The organism is Cupriavidus sp. KB_39 (assembly GCF_052114485.1).
In the GTDB taxonomy this organism is placed as follows: Bacteria; Pseudomonadota; Gammaproteobacteria; order Burkholderiales; family Burkholderiaceae; genus Cupriavidus.
Genome location: NZ_JBFREV010000062.1, coordinates 1 through 14,085, shown reverse-complemented (window position 1 = coordinate 14,085; position 14,085 = coordinate 1). Strand labels below are relative to the sequence as shown.

The window sequence follows — 14,085 nt, the reverse complement described above, 5'->3', positions numbered from 1 at the left end:
CCGGGCAACTGCTCGATGCTGGTGACGAGTTCGCAGTAGTGGCTGCACTCCCGGAACAACTGCTCGGGATGCGTCTCCTGGAAGTAGCCACGGCCGATTTCGGCGCTCGGGATATGGGCGGCGATGGCCAGCACCGGCACGCCGGAGCGGTGGCAATCGAACAAGCCATTGATCAGRTGCAGGTTGCCGGGGCCGCAGCTCCCGGCGCAGACGGCCAGCTTGCCGGTCAGGTGCGCCTCGGCGCCCGCTGCGAATGCGGCGGTCTCCTCGTGGCGGGTATGAATCCAGTCGATGTCGCCGCGCTGGCGCAGCGATTCAGTGATGCCGTTGAGGCTGTCGCCGACGACGCCGTAGATGCGTTCGACGCCCACTGCGTGCAGGACGCGGGTGATGAGGTCGGCTGCGTGGTTGGCCATGGTGCTCTCCTTGTACGATCGGTGCCTGCGAGCGAGGCGGAATCCCAAGGTACAAGGGTAGGCGGTGATGGCCGGGGAGGATAGCGCGCGGGGCCGGTCCTGTCCGATCCGCACGGCGCGTCGGCATGTCGAATGCGCCCGGACCATGAAAAAGGCCGCCATGGCGGCGGCCTTGCGGGGGCGCGGCGCGTCGCTTAGGCGTGCAGCGCGGCCGGTTGCAGCGATTTGCCGGTCAGGCTGGCTACGGCGACGGCCATGGCCTGCTCGCGGGCCTCGGCGGCGGCCGGCGCGGGCATGAAGCGCTCGGGGGCTTCGCGCGCCAGTTGCTGGAGGTGGCGCAGCTTGGCCTGGAGGCCGGGTTCCACGCGCGAATCGGGCGTCACCGTCGACGGGCAGGCCACGCCGAGGATGTCCAGTGCCTGGCGGAAGTTCTCTACCGTCAGGCCCTCGACCGGATTCACCTGCACGAGGTGGCGGCGCTGCGCATCCGTCATCGAGGCCGGTGCGGCCGTCGACAGGATCACCCAGCTACCCGGCGCGGCACGCTGTGCGAACCACGCGTCGATCTCGGCGCCATGGCCGCCCGCCACGCGCGGGGTCATGCCTTCCACCTGGAGGTCGAGTTGTTGCAGGATCGCGGCCGGTGTGCCACGGCGCCAGGCGTCGGACACCACCACGCGGGCGCCGGCAATGCCGAACAGCCGGCGCAGGAAGCCCAGTGCGATCGGATCGAAGAAACGGACATCCCTCAGGGTGCCGCTCATTGGCGTACCGCCCAGGCGGGCAGCGGAGCGGTCCGAGTAGAGGACGCCGGGTACGTCCAGCATGATGAGGCGTTCAGACATGATTTCCCTGTGGTAGTCGGTACTGTTTGGTCGAGACAAGCGTACTCGGCAATTCGGCTTCTGCGGCGACACAAAACGTGCGTAAGTGCAACAGTTCTGTAACTTCTACACCGGAGGCGTAAATGCCCGTTACCCCTTGTTCTCAAATGTTTCCGGCCGACACACCTGCCTGAATCCGGGGKCGATTCCGGCGCGGATGTGGGGCCAATGGAGAAGAAAACGAATGCACCAGCGCATCGGTTGACACGTTGCGATTAGGGGAATTACTAGGATTTACCCGAGGCGGGATTGGAGGCTGAGAAGGGGCGGGCAGGGACGGTGGGGCGATGGGGGGGCGGTGAGGCGGCTTACCGCTTGCGCAGTAAACGCATTTCGAAATGCTCGAATGATTGCTGGCACGCCGCGCTGCAAAACAGCACGGTCGGGCCCACGGGTTGCTCGCAGCCATGACAGGCGCCGCACGGCTTGAGCCGTGGCGCCCAGTCGCGGCCCGCCGCGTCGAGATCATCATGAAAGGACGAATCGTCCTGCACTGCCTTGCGTAGCGCCATGCCTGGTCCTTGCTGTGCGTCTCGATTGAGAGGCAAGCGATCATGCTAGCCGGGCCGTGACCCGGGGAGAATCAGCATTCGCTTATTTACGACAGCAAAGACCGGAAACTTTAACAATGGCGTGACATTGCTGCGGTGCAGCGTGGCAGGGCTACTGGAACTGGAAGCGCGACACGTCAGATTCCAGCGCGGCGGCTTCCTCGTCGAGCCGGTTGGCGTGCTGTGCCACGGTGTCCACCAGCGCGCCGTTCTGCGCCCCGGTCTGCCCGAGTTCCGCGAGGGCATCGCCCACGGTGCGGATGCCGGCGGCCTGTTCCTCGGCCAGCGCGCGCAGATGGCCCGCGAGGCTGTGGCTGCGATCGACCGCCGACTCGATCCCTTCCATCGCCGCCACCACGGTGCCGCTGAGGCTGGCGCCGCGTTCGATCTCGCGCGTGGCGTCGCCGACGATGCCGCCGATCTCGCGGGCGGCGTTGGCGCTGCGCTGGGCCAGCGCGCGCACTTCCTGCGCGACCACCGCGAAGCTGCGCCCCGCCGCGCCGGCGCGCGCGGCTTCCACGGCGGCGTTGAGCGCGAGGATATTGGTCTGGAACGCAATGCCCTCGATCACCGTGACCACCTCGGCGATATTGCGCGAATGGCCCAGCACGTTGGCCATGGTCCCGTTCATGTCGCGTACCACCGCCATGCCGGCGCCCGATGCAGTGCGCGCCTGGTTGGCCATCGTGCTCGATTCATTGGCCTGCTCATGCACCTGTTCGACGAGCGCGGTCAGGCGAGTCATGCTGGCCGCCGCGTGGCGCAGTGCCTCGGCCTGCTGCGCAGTGCGTGCCGCGAGTTGCTGGTTGCCGTCGGCAATATCGCCGCTGGTGTCCGTGATCTCGTGCGCTGACTCCTGAATGCGGGCCAGCACGCCGGCCAGTTCATCGCGCATGCCAGCCAGGAAATAGAGCAGGCTGGTCTGATCGTCCCTGCGCAGGTTGATATGCGCGGTCAGGTCGCCGCTGGCGATGCGGTTGGCCGCCGCCGCGGCGTCGCGCGGTTCGCCGCCGAGTTCGCGCGTCAGGCTGCGCGCTGCAAACCACGCCAGCGCGCCGGCCGCCACGAAGCTGGCCACGAGCAGCGCGGCCATCAGCGTTTGTGCGCCGATCTGGCTCGCGGCAACGCCCGCCACGGTGTCGGCGGCCTGCCGCTCCAGGCCGGCGCGCGTGGCTTCCATCAGCGCGCCGAGCTTTTGCAGTTGCTCGCCCAGGAAATGGCCGTCGACGGAAACGGCGCTGTCGAACTGCAGGGCGTCCAGCGGCTGCTTGTTGATCAGCGCCACGTAGCCTTGCATCAGTTCRCCYGCCGCTGCGCGCTCCTTYTGCAGCGCCTGTGCCTGGCGCGGCGCGGCCTGGCGCACGCCGTCCACGGCGGCGTCGAGCTGGCGCATGGCCTGCTGGATGTCCGCGCCGGCAGCGTCGCGCTCGGTGGTGCTCGTGGCCAGCGTCAGCGCCAGTTGCGCGCGGCCCAGCATAGCCAGTGCGGCCTGCGCGCGTTCCGCCGAAATGGCGCCGCGCATGTCGCGTTGATACAGGATGTCGGTGTCCTGCTTGAGGGAAACCAGATTGAGGATGCCGATCAGGCCGACCACGGCGCCGAAGACATAGACCAGAATGAATGCGGCGGACAGCCGCGCCGCCAGCGGCAGTCGCACCAGCCGTTGCCACACGGCTTCGCCGCGTGCGCGCGGCAGACTCAGTTGGATGGCTTGCAACACGAAACAGACTCCTGCCGGGATTGCCCCGGCCATGCCATGACCCGATGCCCGCCGCGTGGCTGCCTGACCGTGCCGCCCGGTGTGGACGACCGGGGCATATTCCCGTTGCGGTGCGCCGCCATGCTCGGCGAACGGTGTGACGCAGGCGTGACACCGTCGCACAACGGGGAGATCGGCGCAGGCCGCAGAGGGCGGGTTACGGCTGGAGCAACGGCTGGCCGGGTGGGCCCGTCAGGTCGGCGCGGACGGTCTGGTCGAGGATGTCGAGCCGGTAGCCCTGCGCGTACACGACATTGACGGTGACGCCGTTGGCCGGGCAGAGATCGAGCGTGCGGCGCATGCGCGAGACCAGCCCCGCCAGCGCGCGCGAGAGCGGTGGCAGGTCATGACCCCAGATCATATGTTCGATCCGCTTGCTGGCCAGGATGCGGCCCGCGTTGGCGAACAGCAGCGTGGCAAGGTCGAACTCCTTCGGCGTCATGGCGATGCGGCGCCCATTCAGCATGGCGAAGCGGCCGGGGCTGTTCAGCTCGTAGGGGCCGGCGCGCATCGGCAGGTTGTTGCGGAAGCGCGCGCCGCACATGCGTCGGCGCAGAGCGGAGATGCGCGCCAGCAGCACGCGGTTGCTCAGGGCCTCGAGCACGTAGTCGTCGGCGCCGGCGTCGAGCGCCTCCACGAGGTCGTTGTCGTTGTTATGCTGCCCGCCGATCATGATGATCGGCATGTCGCGGGCSCGCACGGCGCGCACGGCACGGATCACGTCGATGGCGGAAATGTCTTGCAGGTCGCGGTCGACCAGCAGCATGTCGTAGCTGTCATGGCTGAGGCCGTGGATCAGGTCCCGGCCGGCAAGGAAGAGGGTGCACTGGAAACCCGCGAGGGAGAGCAGGTCCTGGATGGGGTGGAGGCGGGCCGCGCGGCTGGCCAGTAAGGCAATGTTGGTCGAAACACTCATGCTACAACTACCAGAAAACTGAAACGGATTGACGGAGAGGAACCGTCAGAGCGTAGCGGCGGCATGCCCGGCCGGACAATCGCCATTCCCTTAAATGTGGGATCGCCGCGAACCGGGTCAGGCTTATCCACAGAACGTGTGGATAACTGGCGGGTGGGCGGAGGCGCACCGGCGCCGGCACGCCATTGCATCGGCGCGCCTAAAAATGAGGCAGCCCGACCGGCATATGGCGATCGGGGGATGCCCTCATGTGACGGGTATGCCAGAATACGGCTCATCCATGTACGGGCCCGCAGCGCCGAACCATCCGCCTATGTTGATGAGTCCTAGCGTGATCGCCGCAGTGATGGTCGCCTTCCATATCGTGGGCGTGATGGCCGCATTGCATGCCGTGATGACGGTCCGCACCGCGCCCGGCGCCATTGCGTGGGCGGGGTCGCTGGTGATGATGCCGTACTTCGCGCTGATTCCGTACCTGATCTTCGGCCGCAGCACCTTCGCCGGCTACGTCAATGCCCGCCGTTTCAATAATGACCGCCTGCGCGAGATCCGCCGTGGCATGACCGCGTCCGAGCGCGAGGCCATGTCAGCCTGTGTGGTGACCGCGCCGGCGCAGGCCTGCATGCGCGCGCTGCCCGGTCTGACCGGCATGCCGTGCCTGGCCAACAACGACGTGCGCCTGCTGATCAACGGCCAGCAGACCTTCGAAGCCATCTTCGCTGCCATCGACGCCGCCACGCAGGTCGTGCTGGTGCAGTTCTTCATCGTCCATGACGACGAACTGGGCCGCGAACTCCAGCGCCGCCTGTGCGAGCGCGCCCGCGCCGGCGTGAAGGTCTATTTCCTGTTCGACAGCATCGGCTGTCACGGACTCGGACGCGGCTATGTGCGCACGCTCCAGCAGGCAGGGGTGGAGGCGCGGCCCTTCGCCACGCATCCCGGCTTCGTCAATCGTTTCCAGCTGAATTTTCGCAATCACCGCAAGCTGGTGGTCGTGGACGGCGCGCGCGCCTTCCTGGGCGGGCACAACGTCGGCAACGAATACCTGGGCGCGCGGGCGCCGCTCTCGCCGTGGCGCGATACGCATATCGAAATTCGCGGCGCGGCGGTGCTGGAGCTGCAGATGGCGTTTGCCGAGGACTGGTATTGGGCTGCGAAGGAGGTGCCGTACCTGATGCTGCCGCCGCATGGCGATGTGGGCGAGATGATCTGCCAGGTCGTGCCGTCCGGCCCGGCTGACGCGCAGGAGACCTGCTCGCTGTTCTTCGTCGAGGCGATCCAGTCGGCGCAGAAGCGGGTCTGGATCACCTCGCCGTACTTCGTGCCGGACGAGGCGGTGTTCGCCATGCTGCGCCTTGCCGTGCTGCGCGGGGTGGACGTGCGCATCCTGATTCCGTCGCGCCCGGACCACCTCGTGGTGTACGCGGCGTCCACCATCTACGCCTACCAGGCGGTGTGCGCGGGCGTGAAGGTCTACCGCTACCAGCCCGGCTTCCTGCATCAGAAGGTGATCCTGATCGACGATGAGGCCGCCGCCGTGGGCACCGCCAATCTCGACAATCGCTCGTTCCGGCTCAATTTCGAGATGATGGTGMTGACCGCGCATCCSGCCTTCGCGCGGGACGTCACGCGCATGCTCGAGGCCGACTTCGCCGAGGCGCGCGAGATCAGTCGCGACGAATTTTTGGCCTCGCCCGCGCTGCTCCGGGTGGCGATGCACGTGGCCAAGCTGTTCGCCCCCATCCTCTGAGCAAATCCGCTGCCGCCGTTGTCCACATTGGCGGCTGGCGCTCCTTGTGTACACTGTCTACTATACAAAGCAGAATGAGTGGACGATGTCCACATGGGAGTTTGATATGAGCCGAGTCGCCGCCACGCCGCCCACGCGGAGCACTTATCGACATGGCGATCTACGGCGCGCCTTGCTCGAAGCCGGGATCGATCTCGCACGCACTGGCGGCCCGGAGGCCGTGGTGCTGCGTGAAGCCACGCGCCGCGCGGGCGTGGTGCCGAATGCCGCGTACCGTCACTTCGCGAGCCGGCAGGACCTGTTGGAGGCGGTGCGCGCCGCGGCCTTGTCCGGCCTGGCCATGGCCATGGAGACCGAACTGGCAGCGCTGCCCGCCAATGCCTCCGCCACCGAGCGCGCGCGCGGGAGCCTGCGCGCGGTGGGTGCGGGCTACCTCCGTTATGCGCTGGCCGAGACAGGCCTGTTCCGCACCGCCTTCTCGGTGCCGGACGAYGTRGAGGACGACCCGGACCCCGCCAAGGCCGGCAACAGCGGCCTCAACCCGTTCCAGTTGCTGGGCGCCGCGCTCGATCATTGGGTCGATGCGGGCCTGCTGCCAGCGGCGCGCCGCCCCGGCGCAGAGTATGTCGCCTGGTCCGCCGTCCACGGGTTAGCCATTTTGTTGATCGACGGCCCCCTGCGCAGCCGCGCGCAGGAACAGGCCGGCATCATCGGTGCGCGGCTRTTGGACATGGTGGAGAACGGCCTGACGGTGGCCTGAGACCAAAAAAATGCCACGTGGCGGGGACCACGTGGCATCCAAGTAAAAGAATGCCAGCGAGGGGTCAACTCTGGCACTCCATCGGGTGCCTGCATTGCACAGGCGGGGCCAAGTGTAAGAAGACGATTCTGATTCGTGAATAGGAATAGTCCGAAAATGGATTTCCGCCCCGCAAATACTGTCTAACGGCCATGGGGCGACGGTCGAAGCCGCCCTCGGCTTTGATGCAGGTCAATGGGAGTGCACGATGAATGGGGCGCGCGGTTGGATGATGGCGGGCATTGCGGGCGCCACATGGATGCTGGGCGGCTGCGTGGCATATCCCGGCTATGACACGTACTACGGCAGCTATCCGTCCGGCTATGCCTCGTCAGGCTATGACTCGTCGGGGTATTACGGCGGCTACTACAGCGGCTATCCCGCCTATGCCTACGGCTATCCGTATGCCGGGTATCCGTATTACTACCGACCCTGGTATGGCGGCTTCTACGGCAGTGTCTGGTATGGCAGCGGCTATCGCGGCTACTACGGGCGTGGATATCGTGGCTATTACGGGGGCTACCACGGCTACCACGGGGGACACGGCGGGTACCACGGCGCCTATGGCGGCTACCGTGGCGGCGGTTATGGCTATGGCGGTGGGGGCGGGGGAAGAGGCGGCGGCGGGCGCGGTCGACGCTGAGTGCCAGCGCGCCCGCGCGATGCCGGCAGGAGCAATGCCTACGGCAACTGCCGAAGCTGTCCGATCACGGACATCAACCGCCCGTGTGCCACGATGACCGACGACTCGTCCTGCAGCGCCTCCTGATAGCGCTTGCGAAACGCCTCGTCCCCGCGCTCGCTGAACAGCTTCTGCGCGGCGGCGGCCACGGCCCGGCAGGTATCGTCATGATGTTCGTCGCCCTCGAGTTCTTCGTCGATCTCGATGATGAGGCGCGACAGCGGGTCCAGCCAGCGAAAGAAAGATTCTTCGGTGACCAGCTGCACGAACTGCCCGGCTGGAATCGGACCGTGCAGACGCTCGTATTGACCACGGTCGTAGCCGATGACTTCCTTGTGTACCTGGAGCAATGCCGCGCGCAGGGCGCGCAGGCCTAAGCGGCGGGTTTCCTGGGTGGCAAGGAACTGTTCGCTGGGCATGCCTTTTCTCCACTTTCCTGTTCCAGGGCAGGGCGTGTCGACATGACCCGTCGGCGGGGTCCTCCCGGGAACCGCCATCGCCTGCCCGATCGTTTTCGGTATGCATCGCCATGCGGCATGACATGGAGTATGCGTGAGTCAGTATAGGAAGCGCACGTGGCGCAGACCAGCGCGCAAGCCTAGCGAGATACCCGTATTGCGGCCCTGCGGCAAACCGTGGCGGCCATGTGGGTGAGTCTGAAACAAGATGTCGATGGTGCGATGCAAGGCACCGCTCAGGCACCCGGACCTTGCAACGATGCCCCCGCCGTGGCGATGATTTCCTCTGGGGAAGGATGTGCGCGCGCAGTCAACCGCATGCGTGCGAGCAGCGGAAGATGATCGGACGCCAGCCGCGTCAGCGCGCTGCGATGGCCCGCCACCGACACCAGGTGCGCGCGTGGCGAAGTCCAGATCCGGTCCAGCGCGAGGAAGGGCCAGCGCGACGGAAATGTCGAGACATGGGGTGTGCGTTCGAAGTACGCATGCAGCCAGCGCAGCGGGCGCCCCCACAGGAACCACTCGTTCACATCGCCGAGCAGGATGGTGGGCTGCTCGGGCGCCTCCGCCAGCGCGGTGAGCAGCCGGCGCACCTGCCAGCGCCGCTCGCCGGGCATCAGTCCGAGGTGCGTGGCAATCACGCGCAGCGCGAAGGTGTCGTGCTCCACGGCGTTGCATTCGAGCATGGCGTCGATGGCGCCGCGCGGCTCATGCCCCTTCACGCTGAGGTCGATATGGCGGATGCGCAGCGGCCGGTAACGCGTGAGCAGGCCGTTGCCGTAGTCGCCGTCCTCGCGGACCAGCGTGGGGCCGGGAATGGCGTGCAAGCCGCTGTGCGCGGCGAGGAAGCGCAGCATGTCGAAGCCGGTATGGCGCGACTCCACTTCCTGCAGGGCGATCAGGTCCGCGCGCAGTTCCGTCACCACATCCGCGATGCGCTTCGGCACGAAATGCCCATCGGTGCCCACCCCGCCGTGGATGTTGTAGCTGGCCACGGCGATGTCCGCGTGCAGGGACCCGGAGGCGTCCGACGCGGGATTCGATGCGGGAGGCAACGGCGCGTTCATCAGGCCCCCTCGCGCGAAGGCGCGCTGGTGCACGGTGGCGGGTGCCGCGCCGCCGCTGTCGCGGCCGTCGCAGCCGTCGCTGCCGCATGGAGTTCGGCGTTCGCCGCACGCTCCCGGCGCTTGCGCCGCCGGCGCAGCAACACTGCCACGGTGATCGGAATCAGCAGCACCAGCGCCAGCAGGGCGAAGGTGCCCGCGCCGGGGTCTTTCGCCACGGCGGCAATCCGGTCCACCAGCGAGGCCGTGACAACAATGCCCGGCGTCATGCCGATGGCAGTGCCCAGCAGGCAGTCCCGCAGCCGGATGCGCGAGGCGCCCACCACCAGGTTGACCAGCGTGAACGGCGCCACGGGCACAAGCCGCAGCACCACCATCGCCAGCACGCCATGCTGGCGCACCTTCTGGCTCACGCGGTTCAGCCGGCGTCCGCCAAGGCGCCGCACCGCGTGGCGGCCCAGCAGCCGGCCCGCCGTATAGCCGCCGGCCGCGCTCAGCACCGAGCCGCACARCGCCARCAGCGCGCCGTACCACGGCCCGAACACGACCAGCGTGACCACGATCAACAGCGTCACCGGAAACATCACCAGCCCGCCCGCCACGAAGGCGGCCATCATCGCGCCCGGCGCAAACGGCATGTCGCGCACGCGCTCGATCATCGTCAGCAGGTAGCGGAAATCGGCCCACTCGCGCAGCGGCGTATAGCGCCACGCGAAGGCCATGCCGCCCAGCACGAGTACCAGCAGCACGAACACCGCCACCCGGTTGGCCGCGTGGGGGCGGGCCTCCTGGCTGACGAACTCGGCCATGATCTGCTCGCTGTCGATGGGCTCGATGGGGTCCAGCAGCCGCGCATCGGGCAGCGCGGCATCCACTTCTTCCGGCACGGTCGGCGAGAACCGCTCCAGCGTGCGCCCGTCGCTGCGGTGCAGGGTTTCGATGGCGGCGTGCAGGCCGCCGGCATCCGCCAGCGCGGTGTCGAGTTCCTCCGGCGTGACGGCGAGGTGCTCGCTCAGCAGCCGCCCGCGCATGGCCCGGATGCCGGCGGCGATCTTTGGATGGCCGTTGGCCTCCACCACGAGGTTGCATTCGGTATCGAGCCCGAACGAGCGATTGCTGAGATTGGCCGACCCGATGGTCAGCAATTGGTCGTCYACCACCATGACCTTGCTGTGGACGTTGACGCAGGCRTCGCCAAGGTCCGGCACATGSGGGCAGTACAGGTGGAACCGTGCGTGCTGGTCCGCGCCGCGCAGCCGCCGGCAGAGCCGCGCGCGCAGCACCCCCATGCTCGCTTCTTCCAGCCAGCCGCTCTCGGTGCGCCGCGAGACCAGCGCAATCTCCGGCCCCTCGGGCTCGCGCAGGCGCTTGGTGAACGCGTCGGCGATCAGGCCGGAGCTGAAATACTGGTTCTCAAGGTAGATGCCCTCGCGCGCCGCGCCGATGGCATCCAGATACAACTCGCGGATCTCGGACACGCCGGGATCGTCCTCGCACGCCGGCGCGGTCCGGCTGATGCCGACGTCCACATTGGTGAGGTCMGGCTCGACGCTCTCCGGCCACGCATCCCCCAGCGGCTGGTCCGGCACGCGCGGCTGGCGGCCCGTGGCGCGCAGCCAGCGCGCCGCCGCGAGGTCGCCCAGCGCGGCGGCGGCGTCGCCATCGACCACGCACTGCACGTCATGGAAGGGCGGATAGGGCTTGCCATCCAGATCCACGCGGCGCGGGTCGTCGGCCAGATGATGATGGGTGTCCCAACGCCGGATGGTCAGGTCCAGGCCGCCCACAAAGGCCACCTGATGATCGACCACCACGACCTTCTGATGATGCGAGGCCCCGGGCGGATGGTTGCCATCGAGCCGGAAAGACAGCCGCCGATGGGTCTGCCAGTGCATCTTGGCGTCGGGCAGCCACTCGCGCTCCAGCGCGAACACCATCGCGAAATCCCAACTTAGCACGTAGATCCGCAGCCCACGCCGGCGTTTGCACAGCGTGTTCAGGAACTCGCGCAGCGTGGGCGGCAGGCCATCGGGCGGGTCATCGCCGCCCGGGTTCATCACCATCCGGCTGTCGATGTCCCAGCCGAGGATGAACACGCTGTGCGTGGCCTTGGCCAGCGCCTCACGGAGTGCGGAGAAATACGCATCGGCGTCGACCAGCATCGAAAACCGCTGGCACGGCTCCACCCGCCAGCAGTTGTGGCCGGGACGCAGGAGCGGGGAATTAGGAAGGGCGTCGGACATTACCCCGCCACAGGCGCAAGTTTTGTACCGGATGGGGATCTGGGGCTGAGGCTAGGGTCTGGCGATAGCGGAGCACCGCCGCCGGTGTGCGCTTTACTCGGCTTTGTAATTTTGACAATCGACGGAGAGGGATGGCGAGCGCGTCAGCCGCGCCGCGCCGCCTCACGCCAAGCCCCCGGCGGCAGGCCGAAGCGGCGGGCGAACGCGCGGGTAAAAGTCGTCTGGTCGGGATAGCCGACGCCGAAGGCGATGTCGGTCAGCGGCATCGTGCCGGCCATCAGCCATTGCACGGCCTGATCGAGGCGCAGGCGGGTCTGGTAGCCGTGCGGCGTGTCGCCGAAGGCTTCGCAGAAGAGGGTATGGAAGTGGCGGGCGCCCCAGCCGAAGCGGCTGGCGAGTTCGTCGGCGCGGGGTGGTTCGGCGAGGCTGGCGCGCAGGCAGGCGTCGATCGCCATGACCGGGAAGCGGGCGGCGTCGTGCCGGGTGAGGTCCTGCCCGAGCGAGGTGGCCAGGTTGCCGGCGAGGATGGCCGCGCGCTGCCAGTCGTGCTGCGGCGGGGCGCCGGGGTGGGTTTTCGGGATGGTGACGAGCGTGCGCACTTGCGCGGCGAGCGKGCCCTCCAGCGCGAAGGTGCGCGGGCGGGCCATCAGCCGGGCCGGCAGGGCCACGGAACTGGCCGGGAAGTCGGCCACAAGCTGCAGGTTCTCGGTCAGGCCCACGCAGACATGGTGTTCGCCACCGGGCACGACCAGGCCGTGTTCGGCATCCACACGATAGGCGTGACCGTCGATTTCCAGTTCGATGGCGCCGTCCACGCCGAACAGCAACTGGTGGTAGTCGTGCGCATGGCCGAGCGGCTGCGGYTGGAATCGCCGCGGCTCGACCAGCGGGGCGGCGTGGTCAGCGCGCTTCGGCACGTTGCGTCCGTCCCTGGGTCTGGCACAGCCACACCCCGCCGCCGGCCACGGCCATGCCGAGCCACTGGAGCGGCACCAGATGGTCGCCAAACAGCAGCGCGGCCTGCACGGCGGCCAGCGGCGGGGCGAGGAACATCAGCGCGGCGGCGTTGGCGGCGCGCCCGCGGCGCACCAGCCCCAGCAGCAGCCACGTACCGAGCCCCGACAGCACCAGCGCCGCATAGGCCAGCGACGCCCACAGCGTGACGCCCGGCTCCCAGTGCAGCGCGCCCGGGCCGCCGTTGACCGTGACCAGCGCGCCGGCCACCAACATCGCGCCGGCATTCTGCCAGGCCGAGCTGGCGCGAATGTCGGCCTTGGCGATGGAGGTCTTCTGCAAGAGCGTACCCATGGTGATGGAAACAATGGCCAGCAGGCCGATCAGCACAATCCACGGCGACACCGCGTGCGGCGCGCCGGCCCGCATCGCCGGCAGGACGACCAGCCCCACGCCGGCCGCGCCGAGCGCGAGCCCGCGCCAGGTGCGCATCGAAGGTAGCTCTTTTAATAGTGGGATGGCAAGCAGCGCGGTCAGCAGCGGCTGCAGGGCGCCCAGCAGCGCCATCACGGACGGCGACAGCCCGTGCGCCACGGCGCCGTAGCCGGCACACAGGTAGATGCCCTGCATCAGCGCGCCAGCCAGCAGGTGGCGGGGCACCTCGCGCGCCGCCGGCCACGCCGCCCCGGCCAGCACCGCCGCCAGCGTGAACATCAGCCCGGCCAGCGCAAAGCGGGCGAGCAGGAACAGGCTGGTGTCGGCCACGGGCACGACCGCCTTGCCGACGATAAAGCCGGTGGACCAGATCAGGACGAAGGCCAGGCCAGGCAGCCAGGCGGGCAGGGGGCGCGACATGGAAGCGGTACTCGATCAGATTCCGGGCGGCCGGTCAGTGGCCGCATTGGGGGAGATTGTCCGGCAGGGTAGCGGGGCGGGAGGGGGCTGTCTTGGCGATTCCTGCAATCGATCTTCAGACAAATCCGATGGACCTCATGGACAATATGCGCCTTGTCCACGTCTTCCGGCCCCGATCGGGCCGCGTTCCCGCCATGCCAACGACCGCGCCGCATCACCGCCTGATCCAGGATCTCGGCCTCGTGCCCCATCCGGAGGGGGGATTCTACCGGGAGACCTACCGCGACGCCGCGCGGGTCCGCCGGGCCGACGGCGTGGAGCGCGCCGCCTCCACGGCCATCTATTACCTGCTGTGCGATGACGCGTATTCGGCGTGGCACCGCATCTGCGCGGACGAAGGCTGGCATTTCTACGCCGGCGGGCCGCTCGACGTGCATGTGATCGATGCCGCAGGCCGGTTGCACACCCACCACCTCGGCAACCCGCTGAACGACGCGGGCACCGTGTTCCAGGCAATGGTGGCGGCCGGCTGCTGGTTCGCGGCCGAGCGCGTGGCGGGCTACGCCGGCGGCTACTCGCTGGTCGGCTGCACGGTGGCGCCCGGCTTCGAGTTCAGCGAGTTCGAACTGGCCGATGCGGCCGCCCTGGCCACGCTGGCCGCCGCCCATCCGCATCACGCCGAGGTGATCGCCCGGCTGGCGCCCCGGCTTCCGCAGGGCTGACCGGCCGCGCTCCCTACGTTCGCCGGCAAGTT

At 68.1% G+C, this 14,085-nt stretch carries 14 protein-coding genes; 4 read left to right on the top strand and 10 right to left on the bottom strand.

Going from position 1 to position 14,085, the window contains the following annotated elements; all coding sequences use genetic code 11:
* The 5 genes from AB4Z27_RS27430 to AB4Z27_RS27410 all read right to left on the bottom strand — a co-directional run.
* On the bottom strand, nt 1-416 hold a 416-nt coding region (locus tag AB4Z27_RS27430; protein WP_441645760.1), incomplete at its 3' end, for a thiamine pyrophosphate-binding protein.
* A gap of 194 nt (nt 417-610) precedes the next feature.
* Nucleotides 611-1,261 (bottom strand): HAD domain-containing protein, encoded by a 651-nt coding sequence (locus AB4Z27_RS27425; RefSeq protein ID WP_092296589.1) that lies wholly within the window; start codon nt 1,259-1,261, stop codon nt 611-613.
* A gap of 347 nt (nt 1,262-1,608) precedes the next feature.
* Nucleotides 1,609-1,812: a hypothetical protein gene (locus AB4Z27_RS27420; RefSeq protein ID WP_092296587.1), complete on the bottom strand. Its 204-nt coding sequence runs from the start codon at nt 1,810-1,812 to the stop codon at nt 1,609-1,611.
* A gap of 151 nt (nt 1,813-1,963) precedes the next feature.
* Nucleotides 1,964-3,571, bottom strand: coding sequence for a methyl-accepting chemotaxis protein (locus AB4Z27_RS27415; protein WP_441645759.1), 1,608 nt, complete (start codon nt 3,569-3,571; stop codon nt 1,964-1,966).
* Between the two features lie 196 nt (nt 3,572-3,767).
* Nucleotides 3,768-4,526 (bottom strand): response regulator transcription factor, encoded by a 759-nt coding sequence (locus AB4Z27_RS27410; RefSeq protein ID WP_092296581.1) that lies wholly within the window; start codon nt 4,524-4,526, stop codon nt 3,768-3,770.
* Between the two features lie 313 nt (nt 4,527-4,839).
* Between AB4Z27_RS27410 and cls the strand changes: the two genes are divergently transcribed.
* From cls to AB4Z27_RS27395, 3 genes are all read left to right on the top strand, one after another.
* Nucleotides 4,840-6,276, top strand: a complete 1,437-nt coding sequence (cls, locus tag AB4Z27_RS27405; RefSeq protein WP_441645758.1) for a cardiolipin synthase — start codon at nt 4,840-4,842, stop codon at nt 6,274-6,276.
* Nucleotides 6,277-6,382: 106 nt separating this feature from the next.
* Nucleotides 6,383-7,036 carry a TetR/AcrR family transcriptional regulator gene (locus tag AB4Z27_RS27400; protein ID WP_092296575.1) on the top strand — a complete coding sequence of 218 codons (654 nt, stop codon included), beginning with the start codon at nt 6,383-6,385 and terminating at the stop codon, nt 7,034-7,036.
* A 247-nt stretch (nt 7,037-7,283) separates the two neighbouring features.
* Nucleotides 7,284-7,718 (top strand): hypothetical protein, encoded by a 435-nt coding sequence (locus AB4Z27_RS27395; RefSeq protein WP_092296572.1) that lies wholly within the window; start codon nt 7,284-7,286, stop codon nt 7,716-7,718.
* Between the two features lie 38 nt (nt 7,719-7,756).
* Here the strand turns inward: AB4Z27_RS27395 and AB4Z27_RS27390 are convergent, their stop codons facing one another.
* The 5 genes from AB4Z27_RS27390 to AB4Z27_RS27370 form a co-directional block, all read right to left on the bottom strand.
* Entirely contained in the window at nt 7,757-8,176 is a 420-nt protein-coding gene (locus tag AB4Z27_RS27390) for a hypothetical protein (protein WP_092296569.1), read from the bottom strand.
* Between the two features lie 275 nt (nt 8,177-8,451).
* A complete protein-coding gene (locus AB4Z27_RS27385; RefSeq protein WP_092296855.1) occupies nt 8,452-9,282 on the bottom strand; it encodes an endonuclease/exonuclease/phosphatase family protein in 831 nt (276 codons plus the stop codon).
* Nucleotides 9,282-11,522, bottom strand: a complete 2,241-nt coding sequence (locus tag AB4Z27_RS27380) for a VTT domain-containing protein (RefSeq protein WP_441645757.1) — start codon at nt 11,520-11,522, stop codon at nt 9,282-9,284. The genes AB4Z27_RS27385 and AB4Z27_RS27380 overlap by 1 nt, the downstream gene beginning before the upstream one ends.
* 143 nt (nt 11,523-11,665) lie before the next feature.
* Nucleotides 11,666-12,439: an AraC family transcriptional regulator gene (locus AB4Z27_RS27375; protein ID WP_441645756.1), complete on the bottom strand. Its 774-nt coding sequence runs from the start codon at nt 12,437-12,439 to the stop codon at nt 11,666-11,668.
* Nucleotides 12,423-13,331 (bottom strand): DMT family transporter, encoded by a 909-nt coding sequence (locus AB4Z27_RS27370; RefSeq protein ID WP_441645755.1) that lies wholly within the window; start codon nt 13,329-13,331, stop codon nt 12,423-12,425. Before AB4Z27_RS27370 ends, AB4Z27_RS27375 begins: the two co-directional genes overlap by 17 nt.
* Before the next feature lie 194 nt (nt 13,332-13,525).
* On the opposite strand from AB4Z27_RS27370, the gene AB4Z27_RS27365 reads away from it, so the two are divergent.
* Nucleotides 13,526-14,053 (top strand): cupin domain-containing protein, encoded by a 528-nt coding sequence (locus AB4Z27_RS27365; protein ID WP_441645754.1) that lies wholly within the window; start codon nt 13,526-13,528, stop codon nt 14,051-14,053.
* Nucleotides 14,054-14,085: the final 32 nt, after the last annotated feature.